We start from the raw sequence: 24,660 nt of genomic DNA, 5'->3' as shown, positions 1-24,660 counted from the left end.
TACCCACCTCCCCATAAAAAAAGCACCCTCGCCGTAGCGTGAGTGCTTCAGTCTTTCGATTCATCTTTCAAAATACCGACTTTCCGCAAATGATCACGGAATCGCTGCTTGTCAGCAGCCCGTTCTTCCTCTGTCCGTTTAAAATGACCGATCACCTTTGGGTTGCCGGAGTCGTTCCATCTGGGATCAGAAAAAGGCTTATTTTCACTCATTTCGTCAGCTCCCTCAACAGGATATGGTACATACCGTTTATTATCTCCAGCTCGACCACTTTAAAAGGAAAGTCCCTGCCGTATAGCACTTCCATTTCCCCAGGATTCAGCGCCGTGATATCCGCCCCGAGAGCTGCATCGAGAATGTAGAAAATCACTTGGGCTTTTGAATTATACAAATCGCCAGCAGTAGTGGATATATACTGCGGATATTGTACCACGGTTTCAGGCTTGATGTCTCTCACAAAATCCTGCAAAGCTGCCGGCGAAAAGAAATGGACGGACCTTGTCAAGTCACCTGAATATCTCGGAAGCTTATTCAGCGCCTTGTCCAATTGTTCCACCCATGCCATCTCTTCACTGTTAAGTGGCTGGGAACGCCGAAGTTTGTCATTCAGTGTGTAGGAGCCTCCTCCAATATAATTCGTAACGGCTGCCTCTTCATCAATTGTCAGTTTATCAGGTTCTACTGTCGTAACCTTCGGCGGCCCTACTGGTGCTGTGTCCGCTGGCTTAGGCGGGTCAGTTGCATCTGCCGGCGCGTGCTCCTCAGCCCAATCCTTGTAAGGCATATCCTCCGGGACATCATAAAGGTCCTCGTCATCGTCCGAATCCGGCTCCGCCTCATCAAAGTGAGGAATAGTCGTGCTGCGGCAATATGCATGCAAGGGTGGATAATTCACGCCGGGCTCCGCTTCGCTGATCGGAATGACTTTTGAATCCATATGGCGGCATTTGTCCGAGGTCCGGCTGTCCAACGTGGCCACATATTTATAATGAGTGATACCGGTTTGCTTGTACCCGTCAAGCCGGGACTGGCCCGCGAAGTAGGCCGACTCTGTAAGAATGAGTCGCTCAGCAATCGACTTGCTGACACCCATACGCTGCGCGAAATCATTGATTACCTTATCTGATGGCGATCCATTGATCAGGTTTTGAGTCAGCGTTGTGTGGAGCTCCGAAACCAGTTTATCGCGGTCGGCCCAGATTCTCGCGCTGAAGTTGCTGCCATCCGGCGCCCAGGGCTTGGACAACACCTTGTCGATCTGCCGGCCGTCGAGCCGCGCAAACGGAACGCCCTTACCCACGCCCCTCTGAACCTCATGGATACCGCGGTAATAGCCATCCTTGTAAATATCACCTAACGTTTCGGTGGCCCCTTTGACCCGCTTGGCTGCCAGAAGCTCCGCTTCCTGCTGCAGCTTGGTCTGCAATTCCTCAAGCCGGGTGATATGGACCTTGGCACTGGCGTTCTCCAGTTCTTTCATCCATCGCTGATCAATCGCATTCTCACGACCGGCTTTAATGTAGTCCTGGACGGACCACCGGAACTCCTGAAGCTCATTATCTTTAAGCAGTTTCCGGGCCTCGGCCATGCTGACATCATTATTCTTGGCCATACGAGCATACCAAGCGTCCGTGTCCCGTTTGATCCGGGCCATGGCCTTATCGTATTCCTCGTTCTGCTTCCGGACGTATTCCTCACCCTTTCGCAGCTCAGCCTCGTTCAGTGCCTCCATGCGCTTAGACCAGTATTCCTCCGGCTTCATTCGTCCCCACCGTCTTTGTCCGGGTCCTTGCTCGGCGGCATACCACCATAACCGTCGGACATGCGTTTCAAAGCTTCCTCCTTCTGCTTCTTGATCCGTTTCAACTCCGCTTGCAGGTCCCGAACCCACGGATGCTGCGCGACAAGCGTCTCGTCCGACAGAATGCCCACGCTGTCCTTGATCGCCGTAATGATAGCCGATTCATCGGTTGGCATGTCGCGGTTGAAAATAAATTGCACATCTTCGTTACTATAGTCAGTACCGGAAATGTAATACAGATGATTATCAACGAACCAGCGAACCTGCTCTAAAGATGCCTGGAATTCCGTCTCCATTAGACTCGCGTCCAGATCAAGATCGGAATAAAGAAATTTCAACGCGATACCCGAGGGTGCGCTCCCTATATCCACGCCCTGAGTGTCTACGCCCCGACCAAACTCATAGATGTCTTTTCGTGACTGCTCCATGTGTATCTTGTAGGCTTCGGTATTTATTTCTAAGTTGATCGCCTTAATTCCACCGCCATTAGACACGAAAGCTGTGCGCCATACCGAGAGATTTTTTCTGAATTCACCCGGATCAGTTCCGTCATACTCTGCAACCTCGTAAATGCTATCGGGCAGGTCCTCAAGATTGTTACTGTTATCGGACTTGTTCCGGTCATAGTCATCAGCCAATGATTTGATGATCTCAACAAGCGACTGCTCCTCCTCGTTGTACTTCCAGCAAATAAACGGGACGCGCTCCCAGTTTTTCTGCTCCTCTTCACCGTTACTTTTTTTTATAACAGTAAAATGCGACTCTATCGCCCCGGCCTCGACGTCCGGCAATAGCCCGGTACCATCCATCACATAGCGGCGCACACCGGATTTATCCCACCACTCGATTTTCCGGATCGTCTTTTTCTGCAATCCCTCGTACACGGTGATATCATAGACACGGATAACCGCGTCCAGGATGGTATGTGCTTCATCGGCCCACAGTGGAATGATTTCTTCTGATTTCATTTTGCGGAACGACAACTCACCAGCCTCGTCATAATTGACAAACCACCAGGCAATCCCCTTATTCACAGCTTCCTTGCCTGTACTCTGTAGGCGACGATACATAGCTGAATTGAATATCTCAGTCCAGGCGTCTGCATACTGCTTGTTGACCGTCTGAATGCTCAACGGCTTGCCCAACAGATAGCCGACCTTTTGATCTACCAACTTCCGCGAGAAAGCGTTGGCCAGCTTATTGTTGGCCAGATTGCCGACAATCTCCTTGGCACCGCTGGCGCCGATCGCCGTCCTCTCACGATCAAGGATGTCGGTTTTATTGCGGTAGTACCTTTCGCCGATTCCCATCCATTCTCGCTTGTCCGATTTTCGCCAGTCGCCTATTTCAAGTTGAATGATCTGCTCCAGCGTGGCGGCTGTCTTCGCGCCGCGAATAATGATGTTTTCAATCTCTTTTTGCTGTTCATCGCCAAATGGCCATGGCATGTTTGTTCCTCCTCTCATTTCTGATTCGGGAAGAATACGCCGCCGCGCTCTGGCTGCGCGAACGCCAAAACGACCGCATCCGCCCTGTCCGGGGAATCCAGTCCGCGTTTCTTCATATCTTCTTTACGTTCCAGCGCAAGCTTACCCTTGCTGGTCATGCGGTACTTCCGCTGCGTGAGCTGTGTGACCAGGCGTTCGTCATCCGGCAGCTCAAGCGAGACTGGCTGACCCTGAATATGTTTGGAAAAGGACTCCTGCAGCAGATCCCGTAAATCAGCCCATGTCTCTGTTCCTCGGTTCTCGTAATGCTCCTCTTCCTTGCGGGTGGGCTTGCTTCCGTTATTAATAGGTGTCACACGCCAACCCTTCAGACGCTCCTCCCGGATGACTTCATTCAGCCGGTCTGTCACTCCGCCCCCAACGCCGCTATCATCGACCTTGATTTCTACATTGCGGAGCGACGAATGCTTCCGGAGCATGTCTCGAGCCAGAGCGATCACCCAACCGGCGGTCACCATCGTATCCTGCTTGTTGTAGCATTTGAGTTTGAACACCTTCATGCCGACACGCGGCGCAATGACTGTCTCGTCATCACCAAAGCGGGCGACGTCGACGCCCAGGTGCAGCGTGTCTCCAGCAGGGGCAATATTTGCTTCCGCAGCCAGCTCCGCAATTTCCAAAGCAATGAATGCATCCGCCTCAGCTTTGGGGAATTCACCATACACTCGGACCCTAACGACATCGCTCTCGGCGCCGTACTTATCAATCAGCATTTGAATGTTATCTTTGCTGGTCCGCTTGCTGGTCCGGCTGTCTACCTTGTGTGTACGGAAGCGACTTCTGTCCCGGTTATGAGAATCATAAAAAACCCCACTCGTCCGAGTCGGGTTTCCACACATTAGCAGCTTATTCTCATCACCGGTCAGCGTTCCCATAATGGCCTCCATGATCGGATCAGCCACGCCGGAAGCTTCATCCACGATAAATAGCATATAGTCTTCATGGAAACCCTGCATGTTTTCAGGCTTTGTTGCTGTACGTGCTGTAGCGAACCATCGCTTTTCATGGCCAACCATGTAAACCTTCGTTTTCGTCCACTTGAGTAGGTTCTTGACCATGGATGTTTCCAACCACTTGGCCACTTCTGCCCAAAGCACGTCATTGAGCTGCTGCTTTGTCGGTGCAGTACAGACAACACGGCAATTTGGCCGGCAACACAGGTACCAGATCACGAGAGAAGCCTCAAGTCCAGTTTTTCCAACGCCCTGACCCGATCTGACACTCGTTAATCGATGTTGTGCCACATCCATCATGACAGCCCGCTGCCACTCGTCGGGATCGAAGTTCAGCATATCTTCAGCAAAAGCGACCGGATCATCCCAATACAAATCAAGCAGGATGACGATATCAGATACAACATTGTAAGGCTTACTCATCGGCAGAAGCCTCTGCTCGTTTAGCCTTACGCCGCTCCGCGATCTCCTTCAGGGCTTCTGTCCAGCTTTGAGTTGCGCCAGCCCCACCTTGGAGGCTCTGCAATTCGATTTGCAGGATAGCAGTACGGACTTCCTTTTCCTCATCCACAACGGTAAGCCTGTTTTTCAACTCAATGGCCTTCAGTTTTTTATCCTGGACTCGAGTCAGTGCATCCTCTAATTTGAGAATATCATCGATGACCCGATATGTTGTTTCCTCGATCTCAGCCTCAACCATCTTGTTCCGGGTAACAGGCACTTTGCTCGTTTTCCCGCTCTTCTCATCATGAACCTCAATTATTTCTTTGAAGGATTTAAGCTGCTGAAGTACACGCTTTTGATTTTCTGTCAGCCCGTCAGTCAGCCGCTTGATACGCTGAAGCATTCGTCGCTCCCGGATGGTTAACAGCGTAATGGACTCGTTTGCCTGTGCGATAGGATCGGTATCAATCCCGGCCAGCAGCTCCTGCTCATCCTCATCAAGCATGTCAAACCAGATCGTTTCATGTTCTCCGGTCGTGACGGCCTTCTTGTTGCCAAATGGTCCGCCGTGACCGCCTTTGTTCCCCAGGGCGTTCTTGCTTCCCTTCGGCGCGCCGCCTTTGTTCCCCAGGGCGTTCTTGTTACCCTTGGGAGCACCACGACGGGGAGCGCTCCCTTTAGAATCAAGTGGAGCGCTCCCTTTCAGTTCTTCATTCCATTTGTCCAATGTCTTCCACTTCCGGACCTTGCTATCCGATATACAAAGAGCAGCAGCGATGTCTTTTAGCAACATCGTCCCGCCGCTCTCCAGCCACATCCGTTTTGCCTTGTCCCGCTCAGGACTTCGCTCTCTGGCCACTACATATCACCACCCCCAGCAAAAGGAGAACGGGCTATAGCAACTCGTCCTTCTGCAATTCTATATCTAGTTCGATCAGCTTCCGCAGATCGTCAACAGTGTTTATCTCAATGCGGTTGTCCTGAAAGTCTCTGACCCAGCGGGCAACCACGGCTTTGATGATGCGGCGGTACTGCTCCTTTGATTCGATGATACCTTGCATGACCTCAAGCTCGTGCTGTAGTAACAAATCATCATGTTTTTGCTCTGTCATATTGTGGTAACCTCGGCTTTCCTGTATGATGGGAAGCGAGATAGTGGCTTGTAGAGTCCGTGGCCACGGTTTCCACTATCTCAGCCGGGGTTACCTGGTGTTTGGGAGGGGCGTTCGAGCGCCTCTCCTTTTTTATTTATTCTGCAGGTTCAGTCCGGCGAATCAGCACAGGCTCGATGCCAGTAGCTGTCCGGTACCGCTGCTTGATTACATCGCAGAATACCGGATCGAGCTCCAACGTTCGACATTCGCGCCTCATCTGATCGCAGGTCATGAGAGTGGAGCCGCTGCCACCGAAGAAATCCACCACCACATCACCCTTCTGACTGCTGTTGCCGATCGGAATGGCAAGCAACGGGAGTGGCTTTTGAGTAGGATGGAGGTATTTGCCCACATCACCGCGAGATACCTCCCACACGCTGGACGGCTCCAACTCTGCACCAGGAAGACCGTCACGCCAAACTGTTGATTGCCGGCGGTCGCCGTACCACGCAGGAGCCTTGCCCCGAAGATGAGCATAAAAGACTGGCTCATGCTGCCAACGGTACTGACTCCATCCGAAGGAAGCAGCGTTCTTCACCCATATACATTGGCTGCGAATGACAATCCTGACTGCTTCCATAGCGTCCTGGAATTCACGTTGATAGGATGAAGGATGAAACACATAGATCGCTGACGTCGGCGCCATAATATCGGCGTACTGCTGAAATACAGCATGCAAAAAGCCCGCAAACTCCTCTGCGGGCATGTCATCGTTCAATATGCTGCTGCGGCCGTCAGCGGCCAGACGTTCGGAATCACTTTCGATGGCCACGTTGTAGGGCGGGTCGGTGACGACCAGTGCAGCCCTGTCTCCGTCCATCAGCAGCGCAACATCATTTGGGTCTGTAGCATCCCCGCACACCAGCCGATGCGGGCCAAGTTGCAACACGTCGCCGCGGCGCGTTTCGGGCTCCCGAATCTGCTCCAACGCTTTGCTGACGTCGAAATCATCCTCCACAACCGGATCAGCAATATCTACATAAGCCGACACTCCTTGCAGCAACCCGGCAAGCTCATCAAACTGAAGTCCGGTCTCCAGCGAAATCTCCTCAAGAGAGTATGTAGCGGTCAGCTCTTCGATCAGCGACGCCAGCAGTTCCTCATCCGTCTTCCCTCGCAGGTTACTGAGGCTCACCGTCAGAAGCTTGGCTTCCTCGCTGCTAGATTCTACGACGACGCATACCAGTTCGGTCAACCCTGCCTCCTTCGCCGCCCTCCAACGTTTCTCTCCCTTGATGATCGTCATATCCGCTCGAATAAGGATAGGCTGCAGCACGCCATGCTTCTGAATGCTGGCCACCAGAGAACGGTAGATATGCTCATCCATTTCGTTCGGGTTCCATTCGTTGTGTCTGAGCTGTTCAATCGGTATTGTCTGAACCTTCACTGTTGTTCCCTCCAAACCATTGCATATATATCTGCTCTGCGATCCGCTCCATCATCAGCGGCGGAACACTCATGCCGCAAACGTATTGCACATCAGCATCCATAAATTCGTAGTCCGCCGGAAACGTCTGGATCCGGATGATATCCTCGTCCGATATTTTGCACGGCTCATCATGACGTAAGTACACCGATGATGAAAGTAAGGTATTCACCACTTTGTTATCTGCCAGCAGACGGGTGTTGAAGCTACTCTGCCGCCCCTCTGTACGCCGAGTAATATCCCCAACATCTGCATCGGAAGGGCGCCGCAGCAACCAGCGCTTGTAAGTCACTCGATCCTTTCCAATAGGTGTCCCCTCGCCGCTGCGTACTTCGCCATACAATACTGGTGGTTCGTTAAATTCGAGCTTGAGCGGCGGAAAGTCCTGATCAGAGCGTGCTGCGACAAAAATAATGCGCTCCCGCTTCTGCGGAACGCCCATCGTCGCACTATTTAGGAGAAACAGTTGCGGCCTGTATCCAAGCTCTCGCATCCGGGACAGCACAAGACTGACATATCCCCGTGCATTACCTCTGATCATGCCGGTGACATTCTCGGCCACGATGACCCGCGGCTGAAGCTTCTCCGCCACATCTAGGAAATCAAAAAAAAGGTCATCCAGCCGCTGAACAGTCTGACCCTCTCGAAATTTATGCTCACTTCCCCATTTATCTTCCCGCTGGCCAGACATGGAGAACACACTGCATGGCGGCGATCCGTCCAGGATGTCCAGATTAAACAGCTCTGCCGGCAGCTCGCTATCATGCAGCAACTTGAACTCCTGAATGGGCATCAGGAACGGGAAGCGTGGATTATGATTGCGCTGATAGATGCGCATCATCTGCGGGTCAATCTCCACATTCCCAAGAACCGTATAGCCGGCCCGCTTGTATCCCATCGTCGATCCGCCGCCGCAAGCGAAGCAGGAGAGAACCGTCAACCCATTCTGCTGCACACTGGCCAAGTCGGACAAGCGCCAATCCCACGCGGGGCGACTCATGGTGTATGCTCCTGGTTGAACACGAAGCCACAGCGCGGGCATTTGCAGTCGAAGCGGGATTCATCGAAATCCTCAACATCCAGCTCCCGGTTATCGAAATCGCCGAGCTGATCAGCAGGCGGCTCCATAAAATCGGCCAATAACCGGCTGATTTCATCATCATCGAATCCGGACAGCGCCAGATCAGCGCCGCTCACCTGTAGCTCACCGATCAGCATGGCTAGTGCCTCGTCATCCCACAGGCCGGACACCTTGTTGAGCGCCAGATTCAGCAGCCGCTCCTGCTGGTCATCCAGATCAACAACAGAAACAGTCAGCTCCTTATGGCCAAGCTCGTTGACCATGATCTTATACCGCTGGTGGCCACCAACCATGTTTCCGGTGCGCTCATTCCATATGATCGGGTCAATATATCCAAACTGCTCTATGCTGCTACGAAGCTTCTCGTACTCCGGATCGCCGGGCTGCAAGTCAACCCGCGGGTTATAGGCTGCCGGATTGATCCGCTCTATCGGAATAATCTGAATGTTCATGCGCTCGGAAACACTCCCTCCACATACACCCTTCGTTCCCACGGATTGGCTGTCGGAATCATGGCCTGCATGCGCTGTAGCTTCTCTTCATCGGTCAGTACCACAGTGAATACAGATAGTGCTGGCGAATGTACACCCTTCGGGAAGAACATCATGCGCAGCTCCGGCTCTGAAATAACTGCTTGCGCAACTGCTTGTCTCATCATTTCATCTCTGATTGTCATACCCAAATCTATCAACTCCTTGTGTTATGTCGGTTTTCGGTTAGGCAGGGATGCGAACGCGTATTCTGAGCAAAGCAACGCCCTATTCCCCGCCTTTCAATTCCCTCATCCATCAACTGAACGAAAAAAAGCCCCAAGGGCTTAAAACGGCTCCTGAGGCTTCATATTCTTTATTCATTTCATCCAACAAATTCCATGATAATTCGATGAATGAGGGGTGTTATACGTACTTAGTTACAAAACGCGTGTCGCACTGTAGTAGCAGTCACAACAACCACAACTTTTATAATTGCGCTGTCGCTCATTATTATTAAAGACGCACTTAGTAACTAGATACGTATAAAGGCATTTTACAGCCGATTCCAAAACTCGTCAAGAGACCGGAAGAAAACTTCCTATCTCTTAAAGCCAGAGTGGAAGCAATCTGTCGCCCTGCTTTCTGAATTAAAAATACCGCCCCCGAAGGAGCGGCATGTATGAGGGGAGATGGTTGACCTCAATTGGCACATTACTAATATAACACGCTCTATTCCAAGAAAACGGACAAATACCGGACATTTTTCGGCCAAAATACGGACATAAAGCGGACATGATTTAATCGTCATGTAACACCAGCAATCCAAGCATCGTGGCCAGCCTATAGATTGCTACTGACTTGATCCGGCGGTAATGTCGATCACTGAATCCAAGCTCCTGCGCAGCATCGTAGTCCATAACATCATCATCTTCCATGTACCGAATTTGAATGAGTTGCTGTTGGCGTTTGCCAAGCCTGCTGACAGCTCGCTCTGCTCGTTCAATATGCTTTCTTCGGCGTTCGGGCTCGTCCGTGTTGGCCAGCGCAATCTTGGCCGTCTGATCACTCGTCAGACCAGTGAAACTACGCGGCATATCGCTGTACGATGCAGTAACGCTTGTCTCCAGAGGGATGTATTCCGTTACCTTATATTCACGCGCTTGCAGCAGATACTTCTCCACTGCCGCTCTCGTTGCTTCCTCATCTACTTTGTAAATGTTTAAAGCTAGTTGTTCAGTCATTCCCCTCACCGCTTCCCAATGATATAATTGCAGTGAAGGGCTGCCTGAAAGTCCATGTCCCCCGCGGTCCGGCCAAGGTGCGGGGGATTATTCTATTTTATAGCTTCTATTACGTTCTTCGCATACCGCAACTGCTGCTCAATGTAAGCATCCGTTTCCTTGCCTCCAGTGGCCAGCCAGTCCCCTATCCGCTGATTAATGTCTTGTAAAACATCGACTGGGAGCCTGTTCGAAATGTTTGCCAGTTCTTGCATAGGACTCATACCCATTTTCATTGCTCCTCTCCCAATCTCTTTTTGCTCATTTGCTTGAAGAATTGCTTCCAATATTCGCGAGCATGTTCCTCGGTGACGACCGTCCGCATAAAGCTTCGGCGGCGGATTCATTTCGCGCTGCTCCAGAGCTTGACTTGAGCAACTGCTTGCTTCAGCGCTCCAATCAGTGTCTTATCCTCAAATATAGAAATCCCGCGGGCGTTGGTGTGGTCCCATATACCGACCCGCCATACCCGCTGGACTTGCTCCAATTGTTCGTCCGGTAGTGCCATTTTAGCTAACCGATTGCGATTAATTTGCAAGCCGTTAGACGTAGCAATTATGCCGTTGATGACGGGCACGGTTAGATCAACCATTGGCTGGTCGATCCTGTCGAGTCTGTAACCTAGAAAATCAATACATTCCTCAATATTCATGCTCTACCACCCTCCCCTAATCTAATGAAATATCATCATCCAGTTCTGTCCAATACTCATTCCCCATGCTATCGCGCACCCGCACTTCTACTTCTCCTCTGTCTTCAAACGCATCCAGTATCTCTATTCGGCGTGTAACGGAGCCGATAGCACCGACTAGATCAAGACGTTTCCTTGGAATGCTTTCATAGGTCTTGTTTGAGTTGTAATTGAGCATCTGGTTGATTTTAAGAATACGTTTCAAAAGTCCCTGCTTGATGTTAATGTATTGCTGGCGGTCAGGTTCTTTACTAACCAGTTCTTTAGCCCATGGAAGCTTCTCTCTGAGGATCGTTTCTTTCTCTCTAAGGAGCGCAGACACACCTTCTTTTGTTAAATGGCAAGTATAACGACGGTCCCTTTTCGATTTCATATTAATCGCTCCCTTTTATTTGATTAGGGGGTTACTCCCCTATAGCTGGTAATCGGTGCCGATGGTTCCAGTTCCACAATCCCTGCTGCCCCTTCGCCGGAATCGGCTCTTTGAGCTGCTGAACGTTGGTTAGCTCCCACGCAAAACGACCGGCGGAATAATCTCCAAAATAATATTCATCCGGGAATTTCCCGGCCCATCCTTTGCTTCCACCTGCAGATGCTTTTAGCCAAATCGGTCCACCATCGATCTGTTCCGGTGTAGGCCTTTCTATTTGATAACATTCCGACAAATTTGCTATGGCCACAATTGAACCGGTTGGAAGATTGTCCACCGTGTAACCGTATTTGGCCAACGCGGACTTGATCGGCTCCCGCTCACAGGCCTCCCGGTCAATCTTTTGTGCAGCATGGATAGCCAGCGGACCGCGGTGCTTCGTTGCCCAGCCTCTTGTCTCCAGCAGTTTGAGCTGCAACGCAATCAATGTTGCCCAAGGCTGCCACACGGTAATCGTCTTAATAGGAGTTAATAATTCCATTAAGCCTCTGCCCTCCTGGTCACCGAAGTGGGGATGAACCGCCCGTAATTGCCATCCTGCAGGTGCTGATTACTTTGACAAATCGGGCAGACTGTAGCAGAATGGTCGACGTCCTCGTAATCCTCAACGGCAAACCGAGTTGCGCATTCAGTACACTCGTAGCTGTGCATCATTAATGGCAGCTCTTTCGGCTTGCCCGGATAGTGAATCCGGTGTGGCCACTCGTACGGGTTGCGCTGCCTCTCATGGTATATCATCGTCCGGATGCTGCCGGGCTTGCTATTCATCCGTTTTGCAATCTCCTTAAGCGGCATGCCGGATAGGAACAAAGCGTGTAACTGCTCCTTATTTACAATCTCATTTGCCAATGTGCCGTCCTCCGATTTATGAACATCTTTTGTGCGATTTCGTTTACCGGCAAGCCCTCTATATACCGAAGTCGCAACACTTCGGTATACGCTGACTTAATACTGGCCAAAGCTTCTAATGCAAGATCCATTCGCTTCATTTCGGCTTTGAGCTCTTGCAGCTCCGATACTCTATCAAGTACTGTATCGATATCGTTTTTACTTTGGTTCCGATCAGCGATAACCCGTTTAACTTTTTTTCGTAATTCCTGCAGCCGTTGAGTGTCTATTGAATCAATCCCGAATTTTGGCACGGCAGCAAGCTGGTTAAACGTTCCTGTCGGATTACCTATGAGGTATTCCCTTGCTGTCTTCACCAGTTGCTTGTCTTCTTCTGTCAGGTAATCAGGCTCCACGCGCCATTTGCTATGCATCCGCTGTAGCTCGTCATCCTCTCGGAATGGCTTGGAAACGACCCCGTTGCCATTATAATAATTCGATAGGACTTTAATACGGGCTGCCTTGTACTTGTATTCTTTCAGGCGATCTATCGACACACTATGCCTCCTTCCCTGCCTCTGCTATGCAATAGCACTCATAAACTTCTCTGCTGCCGAAGTACCCGGTACCCCGGCAGAAAAGGCACGAAGGGTCAGGGATGGGAGGCTTCCTTCTTGGTCACCGCTAACTCACCCCCTTGTACCAGTCTGGTTGACGAAGGATGGTCAACGCCTGGTGAAGCATATCTCTATCAAACCAACCAAAGTGGCATTCGCCATGAGGAATGCCCAGCACATTAGCCAGGCGTCCGTACGCATGCTCCCGTTTGATGTTCTTGTTCTGCTTCCAAACCGGATCGAATAAAGCATGACAATCCTTCTTCAGTTCCCTCAATTCCCGGTTGGCCAGACGGCCCAGCGGAATGTTTGTGCCTGTATGCACTCCGACGTAAGCATCACAACCCGTACATTTGTAGCAACGGCCGTTCCCATATTCGCGGCCGTAGATGACCGCGTTGCTGGTATAAATAACCTCGTTGCTGCAGTAGGAGCAGCTTGTTGGAATAGGATAATTATCGATCATTTTTTCTTGCTCCCTCGCTTCCTTTCACCGATTTTCCGATAAATGTCGGCCATAATTATACCGGTCTTCGTTAGATCGGCATCATTTCGAATCAGACCATTCCTATTCATAATTCCGAGTTGACTACGGGATACCAATATCAAATTATCCAGATTCATATTGCACTTGTTTTGGTCTGCAAAGATAATTGCATGACCTTTCGGTAATGGACCATACTCGGATTCCCAGACCACTTTGTGCTTATGTCTCCACCGTTTATGCCAAGGTCCATCATCGGATACTTTAATTAAGATGTAACCATCTTCATCGATCCGCTCACTGCCCACAGGCTTGTAATTTAAAGCGCGTTGACCCGGTTTAAATGAAGTCCGATTACCGCCGACATTGTACAATCCCTTTGTCCCCTTGTTTGCCGGAGTGCTCCCTTTCTGGAATCGACAATCTACTTCGCCGACCAAGCCATGATTTTTTTTATACGTATTCATTTGCTTAGCCGTGATCTGCAGGCCGAACTTTTCATTGACAAGTTCGGCGAGTTCTTGATTCAAGCGGCCTTCAACATTTTTTTCGATAAAATCTTTTTGTTTCTTTGTGAACAATCCTTCATAACCAAAGCACCGGTATCAATAATTTTAGACGCAACCCCCATGACAGCACGGGCACGGTTAATTTCGGCCTCAAGCTTTTCCCCTGTCAGTTCCTCATCGCCGAGCCTTTCCAACTGCGCGAACAAATGATTATTCAAATCTCCTAAGGTATTCCGCATCAGACCACCTCCTGCTGAACCGCAAGGGTATCCAAATGGCGCTCGTTATGAAATGCGAAGAACTGATGAATAAAACTTTCCGCTGCCTGCCCCGGATGCAATTCCTCTAAATCCGCTGTTACAAAATTGACCACGCTCTGGAGCAGATCGAACAATTCCCGCATGACGCGTCCTCGGTCGATGTCGACCGCCTCCATATCGGTATCGAGCGCCTCAATAGCAGTGTAGATACGGGTTCGTTCCGCATTGGCTACCGTAGCCGACTGGATTGGAATATTGAAAGATATCATGCCAGTCTCCTGGATTGCGGCCAGCTCAATTGTTTGCATCAGCATGTCCCGCTCCGCTTCAAGAACTGTTACACGATCGGCCGCCGCCTGAAGATCAGCAATTTTACTGTTACGGTCATGCAACTCCTGACGCTGAGTTTCAATCTGCTGCTCCAACTCCATATTAGTATTGGATACTTGGGCCACAGTCTCTTTCCAATCCTCTGCTACTCCCTTCCACTTTTGAACCTCTGCATGCAGCTCGGAGTTCTCCCGCGCCTGCGCTGCTACTGCTGCCCTCTCCTGCATACGTTGAAGGATTTCGGCGCCGGCCTCTTGCTGAGCAGCGTTGTTCTGAGCATTGAGAGCAAGCAGCCCACGCGCCTCTGCCTTATGTTCCAGTTGCTCAGCAAGTCGTTGTTCGACTTCGCTGGGTACCGGAACCGGCTCTTGTGCTTCTGGAGCTGGTGCAGTTGGAGCCATGAGCTCAAGAGCCCGCCCCTCCGCATCCATCTCACGAATACCCCACTTGTCCAGTAACTCGTAAAATTTCGGTGGGGATACCCCCAGTGAGCGAAGAATTCCACTCCGCTTCTCGCCGTTGAGACGGCGCTGTAGGTACTCCCCTTTGGTAATCGTCAGTTCCACTTTGGCTTGCGCCATCTGCTCCAGCTCCTTTTTCTCCGTTTTTTTATCAAGGCCCCATTCCAGCAGTTGCTTGCGCAGCTCCAGGGGATCGTTATTAAAATAGCTCAACATAATATCATCGTGGCTAGTGTCAACAAGGCGAGCAGCAAGATACTGCTCCCTGGTCATGGTCCGCTTCCACTTTGTAATTTGAGGGCCATCAACTTTTGCTTTGACACTCTTGTTGTATTCTGTAAGTTGATCCGGTGTCATGAAAAATGTCTTAACCGGACTATAACCATTCTCTCGTTGCGACAATAGTCACACCTCCAGTGCAGAGGCACGACCCAAAGGCCGTGCTCCTGCAAATGATATTTAAGCAACTCCACCAATAGAGTCGGCTACACGCTGTTTGTACTGTCTCCATGCAGTAGATAACTTGCCGGAGCTAATACCCAATGATCCTGCAATGATCATCCAAGTCTCTCCACCCTTGCGACGCTGCAACAACGCGGGAAAATCGTAGGGAATATCCTCGAATACCGGGCGCTCACGAAGGATGTAGGTGTCCAGGTCCTCCGCTTCATCGGGCTGCCCGCCAGCGCTGTCTGCACTCTCTCCCTTAAGCTCCTGCTCCCAATCATCGACCGTGTCAATCGACCCGCTGGTACTTGCCCCGTCATCTTCCATATCCATTTCATCCGGCTGCTGCTCTTCCGGGGAATCCGAATCTGACGGAAGAGTATCCGAATCTGTGTCGTCTTCTTCGTCCTGATCGTCCCGATCCTCGCTATCGACGTCCTCATCATCCTCTGAAACTGGCTTGCCATTCTGCCGCCACTCGTCCCATTTGGCCGCCAGCGGGGCAACCGACTGCCGGTACTCATCAATGATATCGACAATCTTACCGCTGCTGATTTTTGCCTCATTGGCCAAACGCAGATACGTTTCTCCTTCAGCCAAACGCTCAATCCATTCTTGAATCGGATACCACAGCCCTTCGGGTCTCGGGGCAAGGCCAGAAAGAATAAACTCATCCACGACCTCCCGGCTAATCTCCTCGGGCACATCTTTAATTTGATCCTTAGCCATTGGGATATCCAGATCCATTTCGACTTGAACACCCTGGGGTTTAACCTCGGATACAACACCACGCTCGTCCACCTTGTAGGACTTCATAGGCTGCTCGGTACGAGCATTGATCTGCACGTTATAACGCACGATCTCGGAGTCGACAGCAATCGCCACTCGGCCGTCAATCAACGCAGAAAGAACATCAATCTTGCCGGCTAGCGCTCCGTCCGATATCTCCAGCACGATTTCCTGAACACCTTTCGGCTTAAGGTTAATTTTTTTAAGCAATGCCTTGAATTCTGTGTGACTCATACTTGTCACGCTCCCTTAATTTGTCTGATTGTTACCTCGATACGAGGCTTAAAGCTATATCTCTTGCGGACATAAGCATCGACCACCTGACTATCGTCCACCCACATGATGCCCTTGAGCGCATCCTTGATGCCTTTGAGGTAATTATCTGCGTCCGGCTTGGATACCGGATAAATCTGGCCAGCTTCTGCGTCCGCCGCCTTCTTCTTGCTAAAGGATTTTGGAATGGGCCGATAGGCAATCACCATCATGGCCAGCGGCCCATCCAGCAGTTTGGCCGGCGCATGCTCCGAAGCGGCAATCCGAACATAATCCTTGTAGTCCCTCGATTTCGCCGGGTCATACATCCTGACGAATCCACCCTGGGTCGAAGCACGGGGACGGCCTTGGGCAACTGGCTCCCCATAAACTGTGAATTGAATCATTTCAGCTTTTTCTCCTTCTTACGACGGTCTGGTAACGTGATGACCACCCCAAGGATACGCCCCTGATCCTTAATGATTTGAAATGGCCGTTGACGAAAAAGCGGGTCAAATCGCTGCTTCTTCATGCTGTATTCCCCTTCCGATACATGTCAGGAACTCGGTTACCTTTTGATTCAGGTTCCGGTGGCTCCGGAGAAGTGCTATATGTCCGCTCCAGTGAAACGAATTTATTAAATTGCTTCAAGAACACCAGCTCGACCGTGCCCACTGGGCCGTTCCGCTGCTTGGCGATAATGATCTCGATAATGTTCTTCTTGTCGGATTCCTTGTCGTAGTAATCGTCGCGATAGAGGAAAGATACAATGTCGGCATCCTGCTCAATCGCTCCGGATTCCCGAAGGTCGGACATCATTGGACGTTTGTCCTGCCGTTGTTCAACACCCCGGCTGAGCTGAGACAATGCAATGACCGGAACTTCCAGTTCCCTAGCGATCTGCTTGAGCGTACGCGAGATTTGCGATACTTCTTCTTGGCGATTGGCTCCGCGTCGCCCACTACCCTGAATGAGCTGTAGGTAGTCGATCAGAATCATGCCAAGCCCCGCTTCCTTCTTCAACCTCCGGCATTTGGCCCGAATCTCGTTGACCGTAATGCCTGGCGTGTCGTCGATGTGAATATTTGATTCCGAGAGTATACCGACCGCATTGGCCATCCGCTCCCAATCATCGCCCTCGAAAAACCCGGTCCGCATGCGGCTGGCATCGATCTGAGCTTCCGCGCAAATCATCCGCTGTACGAGCTGAGCCGCCGACATCTCTAAACTGAAAATGGCAACGATCTCTTTCGCCCGCACAGCGACGTTCTGAGCGATGTTCAGGGCAAAGGCCGTCTTTCCCACCGACGGACGAGCAGCCACAATAATCAAGTCGTTCTTTTGGAACCCCGCCGTCATCCGGTCAAGGTCTGGATACCCCGACTCAATACCGGTAACACCCCGGTTGGTCTCTCTGACGTTATACCGCTGCTCTGACTCTTCCCAAACTTGCATCAGCACAGACTTAATGCTGGCAAATTCTTTAACCGGGACCGTCTGATCTGAGAGTTTCCCGACCGCAGCCTCAGCCATGGCCACGAAGCCCTTAACGTCCTGCTCTTGAGCTGCATTTTTTAGCAGTTCAAGCGCTGTTTTGATTGCCTGGCGTCTCAGGAACATCTCCTGCACTCGCTCAGCGTAAGAACTAACATTTTGTGTGGTAATGACACCACCAACCAAGCTAGCTAGATAACTCACGCCGCCGATCTGTTCCAGTTCCTCTGTATCCTGTAGCCTAGAGGTAACCGAAACTAGGTCAATCGGCTGCTCTGAATCCGCAATATGCGACATGGCACGGTAGATTCGGGCGTGATTTTTTTCGTAAAATTCCCCGCCCTGTAGCAGGTCGCTGACCGTCTCAAAAGCGGTCTTGTCTTTTAATGCGGCTCCAAGAACAGCTTGTTCCGCCTGCAAGTCAGCCGGCGTCTCAATGCCCAAAAACTCATCCAGACTACTCACTGACTCTCACCTCGCAATTTGCGTCGTACATCCTCCCAGTATCCAGGAGGGGGCGGACTGTCACTGGCAGCCCATTCCTGGAGCTGAGCCACGTATTCAGCGGCCTGATCTTTGCTGCGCTTGCTGTCGATCTGGTCCCCTAATCTCCCCCGGATGTGAGCAATCTGAGGGGTGACCGTCTCGGTCAAAATGTGCTGATCAATATTTTCCCAAGCTGTATCGGCTGGAAAGTCCTTGAGATAACGAGTGTGGTCATCCTTAGCCCGATCCACCGAAGCATCAAAAAAAGGGAAATGCTTCTTAATGTGTTTGTAAAGCTTGGCAACTTCACTGAGCTTCACGCTCCATCTCCTCCTCAATGAGCTTGTCCAGTTCGTCAAACTGTTGTTGTCTGGCTGTGCGTCCATGACGTGGCGAATCTCTACTTTGCTTTAAAGGCCCTCCCCGTCCTCGATATCCCTTAAGAACTCCGTGAACGTAAGCAAGGTTCCTTTTTTCTGTTCCTTGACGGTATGCCTCCCGCATAGCTTGCAGCAGCCACTCCCCGCCGTAGTCATCAAACAAAGCTGAAAATTCCTCAATATCGAATTCCGTGAGCTTACCCCCGGCTATGAAATTTTTTTCATAGGCTTTGAATACATTTCCGAAGGAATAATCCTTCTTGGAAGATGCCCCTGGCGTAGTTGTTGTAGTTCTTTTTTTAATAATTGCTTTAATAATTGTTTTAGAGAGCTGAAACTTCTTGATATGACTGGGATATTCACGAATCACAGTTCCCTTTTTGGGAACCGTCGAGTTCCCTTTTTGGGAACCGCTCAGTTCCCTTTTCGGGAACTCAGTTCCCTTTTTGGGAACTTTGTCACCTTTTTGGGAACCGGTTTTCGGTTCCCTTTTCGGGAACTCAGTTCCCTTTTTGGGAACCGATTTGGATAGATTGGGAGACTCGTTCTCTAAATTTATCCGGATCAATTCGTTCATGGTTTTTATATCAAACGACTCAACCAGGTCGACAATCCACTGGTCATAATGCTTGTTGATTTGAAAAACGCATAGTGTTTCATCCCAAAGCAATACTTTTTTTTCGACAAGAACACCAAGCTCTTGTCGAATATGATTCTTTCTAATCCCACATTGCTCAAATTGCTTCAATTGGGGGATGATTGCCGATGGCTTCTTACATCCCCAACTCAGCGTCAGCACAAAATCAATAATATTCTTCTGTCGCTGAGTGAATTTCCGCCTGATCAGCTCTCGGTGGATTTCATGAGATATTCGGATGTGGCCATCAGTTGGTTGAGGATTGACGCTGGAGTCCATCGGCATTCACCTTCCTATACCCAAATTACCTTTTTACTGCCTGTGTACCGATGAACCAGAAGCATCTCTGTCGGGAGATGCTTTACCACAAACCAGTTATCCGGATTCCACCCTGCTGCTTTAATCAATTGTTGCTGGCGCCGTGTCGGGCGCTTGCCGTTCTTCATGATCTGCTCTTACTGACACCGAACATCTGAACTTCAAATGTCCCTGATTGGCCATAATGCAGCAGCATACCCGCCTGAAGCCCTTGACCTAAGCTGTCAATAGTTTCTTTTAACAAATGAGGCACTTCATCCGGTTCAACCACTCGAGCGATTTGAGCTCCTAGTGTCCGTGCTGCAACCTGAAGCAATTTGACAGCAACTTCTTTCGAATGCTCTTCCTGCAAAGCTTCATCGAACCATTTATTTATCTCGTTATGACAATTTTTCAAATCGATCGCTCCCTCATAATTTTCTGCTGCCATTCTTTCGCCAAACGGCAACGGCTGGCCGGAATCTCGTAATATCGCTGGCCAAGAGCGAATGAAACGAATTTACGAGTCTTGGTTTCATAGTAAAAGCCGTTGAGTGCCGGTACGGAATAGGATTTAAAAATAACTGCTGGCTGCTCCTTGGGTTCAAGATCAAATAAATCAAGTTGCTCGATCACACGGTCCGCCTCCGATCATCTCTCAACCATATAATGCGGTGCTGATAGTTTGCCTTAACAACTGTCCAGCCAGGCATGCCGAGGGCAAAGTATGCTCGAGATTCCGCTTTAAATCTTTCAGGATCAGAATGATAGAACGCCCATATGCGCTCTCCTACGCCGGACCGACAGAGCGGCACGCCGTATTCATCATAAAGTGGCTCGATCATCGCCGGGCAACCTTGACGACCGTCCCGGTGATCTCCTGTATCTCTCGCTTAAACCGATCGGCGTCGCTATTACTGTCGGACAGATGCAACAGCCATACCTCCCGCAGCTTGCTCAGATCATTGGCGCGCAGCATATCTTTTACATTGTCCAGGCCAAAGTGGGATCGGAGCAGCCGGCGTTTCTGCGCCGGGTGCAGCGTCCCTGCCTCCACCAGTCTATTGACAATGTCGAGCGCATAATTGCACTCGACCATGAGGTGTGTCATACCGGGAAACGTGTACCGGCTATAGTAGGTGTCCGTCAAAAAAACGAGCTTATCTTTGGCCGCATTTGCAAGGATGAAGCCCAGGGGCTCCGCTGCGTCATGCTCAATCTCAAAGGGCAGAATAATCCATGAACCGACTTGCACCCGCTCACCCGGCTTAACGATCTGCAAGCGATGCCCTGTCAGACCCAATGCGTCCGCTGTGCCGGCACTGGTATAAACCATCACACCCGCACGCATGAGCTCCTTGGCGGACTTACTATGGTCGCCATGCTCATGAGTAATCAGGCAGCCAGCGAGCTGTGTCACCTTGAAATCCAACGCCCGTTGAATCTCCTTATATGCCAGCCCGGCCTCCAGCAACAGCATCGTCTGCCCATCAGTCACCCGGTAGGCATTGCCCGCGCTGCTGCTGGCAATAGGATAGATGTCGATCATCAGAAATCCATCTCCGGATCAGCGTTAGTTTCGTGCGGTGCCGCTTTACGTTCGCGTGCTGGTGCCTCCTGCCTAGGGGATGGCGTCGCATCTCCCTCTGAAGCTGAATCCGATTCGTGCGGTGGGGTGACATCGATCGGTTTCCGATTGGCATTCTCGGTTAACTCCGCCCTAACGCCTTCTTCCGGAGTCACATCAATGCGCTCATCGTACTCATTTTCTGTCGATCTATTAATTGCATCAATTAACAGGTCGCTGTCATCACTTGTGTTGATGTAAGCCTTTGCTGCACGATTTATCACTGTACGTTTGGCCATCTCTTGTGGAAACTTCTTGTGAACGGATTGACTTGTTTTGGATTGACTCCAGGACGCCTCGATTTCCTTTTTGGTCATGACGGTAAGAACTTTTTCGTCTTCCGTCTGCACAACTGCATAAGCTCCAAGAATTTCATTATCACGATTTTCAAATTTTGTTTCGTGCTTAACAAAATGTTCTCTTCCGCCAGTAACCTCGTAATCAAATACATCGCCTTGGTAGATCACATTAGCCCAGATGTCTTTGACATTGGACAAGCGTTTAACAACAGCCTGTGTACCAAAGTAAGAACGATTTAACTGCAATTTAGACCCATATACAATGAAATAGCATTGTGTCTTGGCGGGGCTTAAGCCCTGTACAACCATATCCAGTAACGCATTAGCGATTGATTCCCTTGTGCAAACATCCAAGGCTGGTTTGCCGCTCTTGTCCTGTACCTCTTGAAGTTTGAAAAATGCACTTTTCAGGGCATTACTTGCATTGTAATTGGGAGGCAAGATCAGTCCATCATCCTTAAGCCGTGTAAGGCTCCTATTTACGTCATCTGTAATATCCTTTTGAATAATTGAGACTTGTGTTTGCTTACTCATTTAATAACCCTCCCTAAATTTGTCAGGCGATTCGATACGAAGTCGCTCATTCTTCTTCCTCATCAGGCTCATCTTCATATAAAAACCTGACTTTCTTCCCTCGGTGTTCCTTCAAAAAGCTTTTCAGCAGACTGGCAAAATCAGAAGGTCCTAGCAGATCACGCTCCAGAATTGCATCCTCCGGACATTCACAGAGCGGGGCGGCAGACATCCATTTCTGTCCATCGATGTACAGCGTTTCTGTTCGGGCATCCACATAACGAGCTTTACCGGTCACAACCTTGACCTCAACAACGTCGCTCATGAAACCACCTCATTGTCCACAATCAGAAGCCCATCATCCGAATCCTTTGACGACTGTACCCGCAACCGCTTGTCCTGCTCCGACACGATCAGGCGGATCACCTGGGCGTCAGTCTCAGCCGGACTTGTAACGGCCTCAGCGTTGTCATGCCAGATCGGAGCCCACACTTCGTAATGCTGGGATAATGTATTAATGATGTCGATCCCTACGTGATACCGCGCAGCATTATTAAGACCCTTGTCGTACGGCACGCCGTTGTAGAGTGTGTCACAGACCTCGCGCAAACCACCGTTGATCTGTTCATCAAACAGGCGGAAGCGTGCATACTTGAACTTGGAATCGATGCGAGATTGCAGCAGATTGACCTTGGCTCGGGTGAATTCCTCTGTAAGAAACAGCTCATGCTGCAACTGCTCATATTCCCCAGCCAACTTGTTCTCCTGCTGCTCCAGCTCCGTAATGCGGGCTTGCTGCCGGCGTACATGCTCGAATTTGGCCAGATCAGCATCCAGGACGCTGATCTCTGCACGCAAACTTTGAATCTCCTGTTGAACCCGCTGCTGCTCTTGCGCTGAATCCGTTTGTAGTAAAGTGATTTGCTGGCGTAACAGCGCTGCCTCGTCGCCCAAATTCCGATATTTCAGATCGTCATCCGGGTTCTGAACACCTTGACGAAGGCGGTCCAGCTCAGCGTTGGCCATATCAATTCGAGCTTGCAACTGCTCCTGCTGCTCAGCCAACTGCCGAAACTCCTCTCGCATGCGGGTGATTTCATCGGCCAGGCGTTCAGATTCATCCCTTGCAGAACGTCCCCGGCGCTGGATGCTTTCCAGACGTTCCGCCTTCCGGCGGTTGAAGTCGGCCAATGCCACATCATGAGCTTCCTGCCGACGCTCATCCGGAAGCAGTTGTCCACACGCCGGGCAGTTATCGTCAGCAGAATGTGCAAATCCATCTGTGCTTGCAGCGCTGAACTCCGCTCGGAGTTGCGCCCTCTCTTGGTCAAGTCCAGTGATCCGCTGCTCATTGCTCTGAATCTTGTACTGCCGATCATCGATCGACCGGCGAACTTTATCCAGATCACGGTGGAGGGCATCTACATGCGCTCGTTGCTGCGCCACTGAATCAAGCGCTGCCGTTTGTAATACATTCTTAATCTGGAGCTGCTCGCCCTCAATTTCTCGAAGACGATGCTGCAGTTCAGCAGCTTGGCCACCTGATTGCACCCGGACAAGCTCCTGCTCCTTACCGGTTAACCGCTCGCGAAGGGTAACAATATCCTCTTTGAGCATGTCCTCGCTGATTTCGGATACATTCGGCATGCTCCGTTGCGCTTCGCTGATCCTTACCGGGATGTCATCAATCTCCTGATTAATGCGCTTCATCGATGCCGCAACGACCTTTTTATGGTCGTCAATGTTCCGATCACGTAGTATAGCCTCCAATGGAGCTAACTCAGTGCGGGAATGAATGACCTCGGCGTCCGTTACATCCCCGCAGACCTCCAGGAGCAGCTTTCGCCGATCTTGCCATTTGAGCTGTTCGTTAAAGAATGTCGGGCTGGTAAGGAGCTTGAACAGTTCCTCCGGCAGCAGAGCCGTGACCGCTGCGTCGTATTCCTTTTTAGCGACTGGAACACCGTCAACAAAATAGGAAGTTTCATGACCCTCGAACGCTGCTGTCAGCGATCCGCGCTTCTTCGTCCATTTCTCAACGAAGACACGCCGGAACATCTTGTTCTTCCCGTTGATACCCAGAACGCCCTCAACCTCATGCTCCAGCTTGTGCTGCCGAACCTTGCCGGCGGAATCGAGCTCCTTGATTTCAAAATCAGTCCGGTTCGCGCTGTCCTTGCCGAACAGCAACCACGTGAAAGCATCGAATAGAGTTGTCTTGCCTGTCCCGTTATCGCCGAACACATTGATCGGTTGGCCATTGGCCACAAGCTGAAACTCGCGGAATCCTTTAAAATTGCGAAGTGTCAGGCGTTGCAGGGTGATCGTGTTCATACGTTCACCTGCAGGAGCAGCGCGACGGCGCGCAGCGCCTTGAATTCCACCTTGAATCGCTCTAAGCGTGCAGCAGATTGTTTCAGCCCTAGTTCCGCCTCTGCTAATGCCTGTCGTTCTAACACTGTCATGGAACGCATGTGAGCAGCCCGGGTTTCAGCGTTTTTCCCTTCAACGGCATTTCCTAAGATTAGCGCGTCTTCCTTAAGCTGTAGCTCATCTTTAGCCGCAATTACTTCGGAATGGGCGTCCAGTACAGCTTCTTCTGCACTATTGATAACCGCCGGCAGTGCCAGCAAACGATTGATAAGCTCTTGTTTTGTCATAAATCCTCCTTGTCGCCCCCATTTACACATGGTAGAATGGGGGCATCCA

The 24,660-nt window shown here is 50.6% G+C and carries 36 protein-coding genes; all 36 read right to left on the bottom strand.

Features of this window, described 5'->3' with window-relative positions:
- Positions 1 to 47 precede the first annotated feature (47 nt).
- Positions 48 to 212, bottom strand: a complete 165-nt coding sequence (locus tag JFN88_RS05965; protein WP_199018413.1) for a hypothetical protein — start codon at positions 210 to 212, stop codon at positions 48 to 50.
- Entirely contained in the window at positions 209 to 1,762 is a 1,554-nt protein-coding gene (locus tag JFN88_RS05960) for a minor capsid protein (protein WP_199018411.1), read from the bottom strand. The genes JFN88_RS05965 and JFN88_RS05960 overlap by 4 nt, the downstream gene beginning before the upstream one ends.
- Positions 1,759 to 3,249, bottom strand: coding sequence for a phage portal protein (locus JFN88_RS05955; RefSeq protein ID WP_199018409.1), 1,491 nt, complete (start codon positions 3,247 to 3,249; stop codon positions 1,759 to 1,761). The genes JFN88_RS05960 and JFN88_RS05955 overlap by 4 nt, the downstream gene beginning before the upstream one ends.
- A 14-nt stretch (positions 3,250 to 3,263) precedes the next feature.
- Positions 3,264 to 4,685, bottom strand: a complete 1,422-nt coding sequence (locus tag JFN88_RS05950; protein WP_199018408.1) for an AAA family ATPase — start codon at positions 4,683 to 4,685, stop codon at positions 3,264 to 3,266.
- Positions 4,678 to 5,565, bottom strand: a complete 888-nt coding sequence (gene terS, locus JFN88_RS05945) for a phage terminase small subunit (protein ID WP_199018407.1) — start codon at positions 5,563 to 5,565, stop codon at positions 4,678 to 4,680. Before terS ends, JFN88_RS05950 begins: the two co-directional genes overlap by 8 nt.
- A gap of 34 nt (positions 5,566 to 5,599) precedes the next feature.
- Entirely contained in the window at positions 5,600 to 5,818 is a 219-nt protein-coding gene (locus tag JFN88_RS05940; RefSeq protein ID WP_199018406.1) for a hypothetical protein, read from the bottom strand.
- 136 nt (positions 5,819 to 5,954) lie between these two features.
- A complete protein-coding gene (locus JFN88_RS05935; RefSeq protein ID WP_199018404.1) occupies positions 5,955 to 7,247 on the bottom strand; it encodes a DNA methyltransferase in 1,293 nt (430 codons plus the stop codon).
- Complete coding sequence (locus tag JFN88_RS05930) at positions 7,222 to 8,286, bottom strand: DNA cytosine methyltransferase (RefSeq protein WP_199018402.1); 1,065 nt, start codon at positions 8,284 to 8,286, stop codon at positions 7,222 to 7,224. Before JFN88_RS05930 ends, JFN88_RS05935 begins: the two co-directional genes overlap by 26 nt.
- Positions 8,283 to 8,819, bottom strand: coding sequence for a ParB N-terminal domain-containing protein (locus tag JFN88_RS05925; protein ID WP_199018401.1), 537 nt, complete (start codon positions 8,817 to 8,819; stop codon positions 8,283 to 8,285). Before JFN88_RS05925 ends, JFN88_RS05930 begins: the two co-directional genes overlap by 4 nt.
- The gene (locus JFN88_RS05920; RefSeq protein WP_199018400.1) at positions 8,816 to 9,049 is read right to left on the bottom strand and encodes a hypothetical protein; all 234 of its coding nucleotides are present in this window, start codon (positions 9,047 to 9,049) and stop codon (positions 8,816 to 8,818) included. The genes JFN88_RS05925 and JFN88_RS05920 overlap by 4 nt, the downstream gene beginning before the upstream one ends.
- Before the next feature lie 588 nt (positions 9,050 to 9,637).
- Positions 9,638 to 10,081: an ArpU family phage packaging/lysis transcriptional regulator gene (locus JFN88_RS05915; RefSeq protein WP_199018399.1), complete on the bottom strand. Its 444-nt coding sequence runs from the start codon at positions 10,079 to 10,081 to the stop codon at positions 9,638 to 9,640.
- Between the two features lie 92 nt (positions 10,082 to 10,173).
- On the bottom strand, positions 10,174 to 10,356 hold the full coding sequence (locus tag JFN88_RS05910) for a DUF6877 family protein (protein ID WP_199018486.1): 183 nt from the start codon (positions 10,354 to 10,356) through the stop codon (positions 10,174 to 10,176).
- Positions 10,357 to 10,463: 107 nt separating this feature from the next.
- Positions 10,464 to 10,772 (bottom strand): hypothetical protein, encoded by a 309-nt coding sequence (locus JFN88_RS05905; RefSeq protein ID WP_199018398.1) that lies wholly within the window; start codon positions 10,770 to 10,772, stop codon positions 10,464 to 10,466.
- A gap of 16 nt (positions 10,773 to 10,788) precedes the next feature.
- A complete protein-coding gene (locus JFN88_RS24410; RefSeq protein WP_233167430.1) occupies positions 10,789 to 11,184 on the bottom strand; it encodes a hypothetical protein in 396 nt (131 codons plus the stop codon).
- 31 nt (positions 11,185 to 11,215) lie between these two features.
- Positions 11,216 to 11,722, bottom strand: coding sequence for an ASCH domain-containing protein (locus JFN88_RS05895; protein ID WP_233167429.1), 507 nt, complete (start codon positions 11,720 to 11,722; stop codon positions 11,216 to 11,218).
- Positions 11,722 to 12,090 carry a hypothetical protein gene (locus JFN88_RS05890; RefSeq protein ID WP_199018397.1) on the bottom strand — a complete coding sequence of 123 codons (369 nt, stop codon included), beginning with the start codon at positions 12,088 to 12,090 and terminating at the stop codon, positions 11,722 to 11,724. The genes JFN88_RS05895 and JFN88_RS05890 overlap by 1 nt, the downstream gene beginning before the upstream one ends.
- Positions 12,072 to 12,626: an ECF-type sigma factor gene (locus tag JFN88_RS05885; protein WP_199018396.1), complete on the bottom strand. Its 555-nt coding sequence runs from the start codon at positions 12,624 to 12,626 to the stop codon at positions 12,072 to 12,074. Before JFN88_RS05885 ends, JFN88_RS05890 begins: the two co-directional genes overlap by 19 nt.
- Before the next feature lie 127 nt (positions 12,627 to 12,753).
- Positions 12,754 to 13,152 (bottom strand): zinc-finger-containing protein, encoded by a 399-nt coding sequence (locus JFN88_RS05880; protein WP_199018395.1) that lies wholly within the window; start codon positions 13,150 to 13,152, stop codon positions 12,754 to 12,756.
- A complete protein-coding gene (locus JFN88_RS05875; RefSeq protein ID WP_233167428.1) occupies positions 13,149 to 13,700 on the bottom strand; it encodes an HNH endonuclease signature motif containing protein in 552 nt (183 codons plus the stop codon). Before JFN88_RS05875 ends, JFN88_RS05880 begins: the two co-directional genes overlap by 4 nt.
- Positions 13,697 to 13,918 carry a hypothetical protein gene (locus JFN88_RS05870; protein WP_199018393.1) on the bottom strand — a complete coding sequence of 74 codons (222 nt, stop codon included), beginning with the start codon at positions 13,916 to 13,918 and terminating at the stop codon, positions 13,697 to 13,699. The genes JFN88_RS05875 and JFN88_RS05870 overlap by 4 nt, the downstream gene beginning before the upstream one ends.
- Entirely contained in the window at positions 13,918 to 15,132 is a 1,215-nt protein-coding gene (locus tag JFN88_RS05865) for a hypothetical protein (RefSeq protein WP_199018392.1), read from the bottom strand. The genes JFN88_RS05870 and JFN88_RS05865 overlap by 1 nt, the downstream gene beginning before the upstream one ends.
- 57 nt (positions 15,133 to 15,189) lie before the next feature.
- Positions 15,190 to 16,200 (bottom strand): hypothetical protein, encoded by a 1,011-nt coding sequence (locus JFN88_RS05860; RefSeq protein ID WP_199018391.1) that lies wholly within the window; start codon positions 16,198 to 16,200, stop codon positions 15,190 to 15,192.
- Positions 16,201 to 16,205: 5 nt separating this feature from the next.
- Positions 16,206 to 16,625 carry a RusA family crossover junction endodeoxyribonuclease gene (locus tag JFN88_RS05855; RefSeq protein ID WP_199018390.1) on the bottom strand — a complete coding sequence of 140 codons (420 nt, stop codon included), beginning with the start codon at positions 16,623 to 16,625 and terminating at the stop codon, positions 16,206 to 16,208.
- Positions 16,622 to 16,750 carry a hypothetical protein gene (locus tag JFN88_RS24795; RefSeq protein ID WP_269846519.1) on the bottom strand — a complete coding sequence of 43 codons (129 nt, stop codon included), beginning with the start codon at positions 16,748 to 16,750 and terminating at the stop codon, positions 16,622 to 16,624. The genes JFN88_RS05855 and JFN88_RS24795 overlap by 4 nt, the downstream gene beginning before the upstream one ends.
- On the bottom strand, positions 16,747 to 18,177 hold the full coding sequence (dnaB, locus tag JFN88_RS05850) for a replicative DNA helicase (protein WP_199018389.1): 1,431 nt from the start codon (positions 18,175 to 18,177) through the stop codon (positions 16,747 to 16,749). The genes JFN88_RS24795 and dnaB overlap by 4 nt, the downstream gene beginning before the upstream one ends.
- Entirely contained in the window at positions 18,174 to 18,518 is a 345-nt protein-coding gene (locus JFN88_RS05845) for a replicative helicase loader/inhibitor (protein ID WP_199018388.1), read from the bottom strand. The genes dnaB and JFN88_RS05845 overlap by 4 nt, the downstream gene beginning before the upstream one ends.
- A complete protein-coding gene (locus JFN88_RS05840) occupies positions 18,505 to 19,494 on the bottom strand; it encodes a replication protein (RefSeq protein ID WP_199018387.1) in 990 nt (329 codons plus the stop codon). Before JFN88_RS05840 ends, JFN88_RS05845 begins: the two co-directional genes overlap by 14 nt.
- 14 nt (positions 19,495 to 19,508) lie before the next feature.
- Complete coding sequence (locus JFN88_RS05835) at positions 19,509 to 19,661, bottom strand: DUF6906 family protein (protein ID WP_199018386.1); 153 nt, start codon at positions 19,659 to 19,661, stop codon at positions 19,509 to 19,511.
- Positions 19,658 to 19,963: a hypothetical protein gene (locus tag JFN88_RS05830; RefSeq protein WP_199018385.1), complete on the bottom strand. Its 306-nt coding sequence runs from the start codon at positions 19,961 to 19,963 to the stop codon at positions 19,658 to 19,660. The genes JFN88_RS05835 and JFN88_RS05830 overlap by 4 nt, the downstream gene beginning before the upstream one ends.
- Positions 19,927 to 20,148, bottom strand: a complete 222-nt coding sequence (locus JFN88_RS05825; protein WP_199018485.1) for a hypothetical protein — start codon at positions 20,146 to 20,148, stop codon at positions 19,927 to 19,929. The genes JFN88_RS05830 and JFN88_RS05825 overlap by 37 nt, the downstream gene beginning before the upstream one ends.
- Positions 20,145 to 20,357 (bottom strand): hypothetical protein, encoded by a 213-nt coding sequence (locus JFN88_RS05820; RefSeq protein ID WP_199018384.1) that lies wholly within the window; start codon positions 20,355 to 20,357, stop codon positions 20,145 to 20,147. The genes JFN88_RS05825 and JFN88_RS05820 overlap by 4 nt, the downstream gene beginning before the upstream one ends.
- Positions 20,354 to 21,061, bottom strand: a complete 708-nt coding sequence (locus tag JFN88_RS05815; protein ID WP_199018383.1) for an MBL fold metallo-hydrolase — start codon at positions 21,059 to 21,061, stop codon at positions 20,354 to 20,356. Before JFN88_RS05815 ends, JFN88_RS05820 begins: the two co-directional genes overlap by 4 nt.
- Positions 21,061 to 21,972 (bottom strand): recombinase RecT, encoded by a 912-nt coding sequence (locus JFN88_RS05810; protein ID WP_199018382.1) that lies wholly within the window; start codon positions 21,970 to 21,972, stop codon positions 21,061 to 21,063. Before JFN88_RS05810 ends, JFN88_RS05815 begins: the two co-directional genes overlap by 1 nt.
- Before the next feature lie 46 nt (positions 21,973 to 22,018).
- The gene (locus JFN88_RS05805) at positions 22,019 to 22,276 is read right to left on the bottom strand and encodes a hypothetical protein (RefSeq protein WP_199018381.1); all 258 of its coding nucleotides are present in this window, start codon (positions 22,274 to 22,276) and stop codon (positions 22,019 to 22,021) included.
- Entirely contained in the window at positions 22,273 to 24,285 is a 2,013-nt protein-coding gene (locus tag JFN88_RS05800; RefSeq protein WP_199018380.1) for an AAA family ATPase, read from the bottom strand. Before JFN88_RS05800 ends, JFN88_RS05805 begins: the two co-directional genes overlap by 4 nt.
- A complete protein-coding gene (locus JFN88_RS05795) occupies positions 24,282 to 24,611 on the bottom strand; it encodes a hypothetical protein (protein ID WP_199018379.1) in 330 nt (109 codons plus the stop codon). The genes JFN88_RS05800 and JFN88_RS05795 overlap by 4 nt, the downstream gene beginning before the upstream one ends.
- Positions 24,612 to 24,660: the final 49 nt, after the last annotated feature.

The organism is Paenibacillus roseus (assembly GCF_016424485.1).
In the GTDB taxonomy this organism is placed as follows: Bacteria; Bacillota; Bacilli; order Paenibacillales; family Paenibacillaceae; genus Paenibacillus_D; species Paenibacillus_D roseus.
The sequence above is the reverse complement of the archived record's forward strand: the minus strand, read 5'-3'. Positions and strand labels throughout refer to the sequence as shown.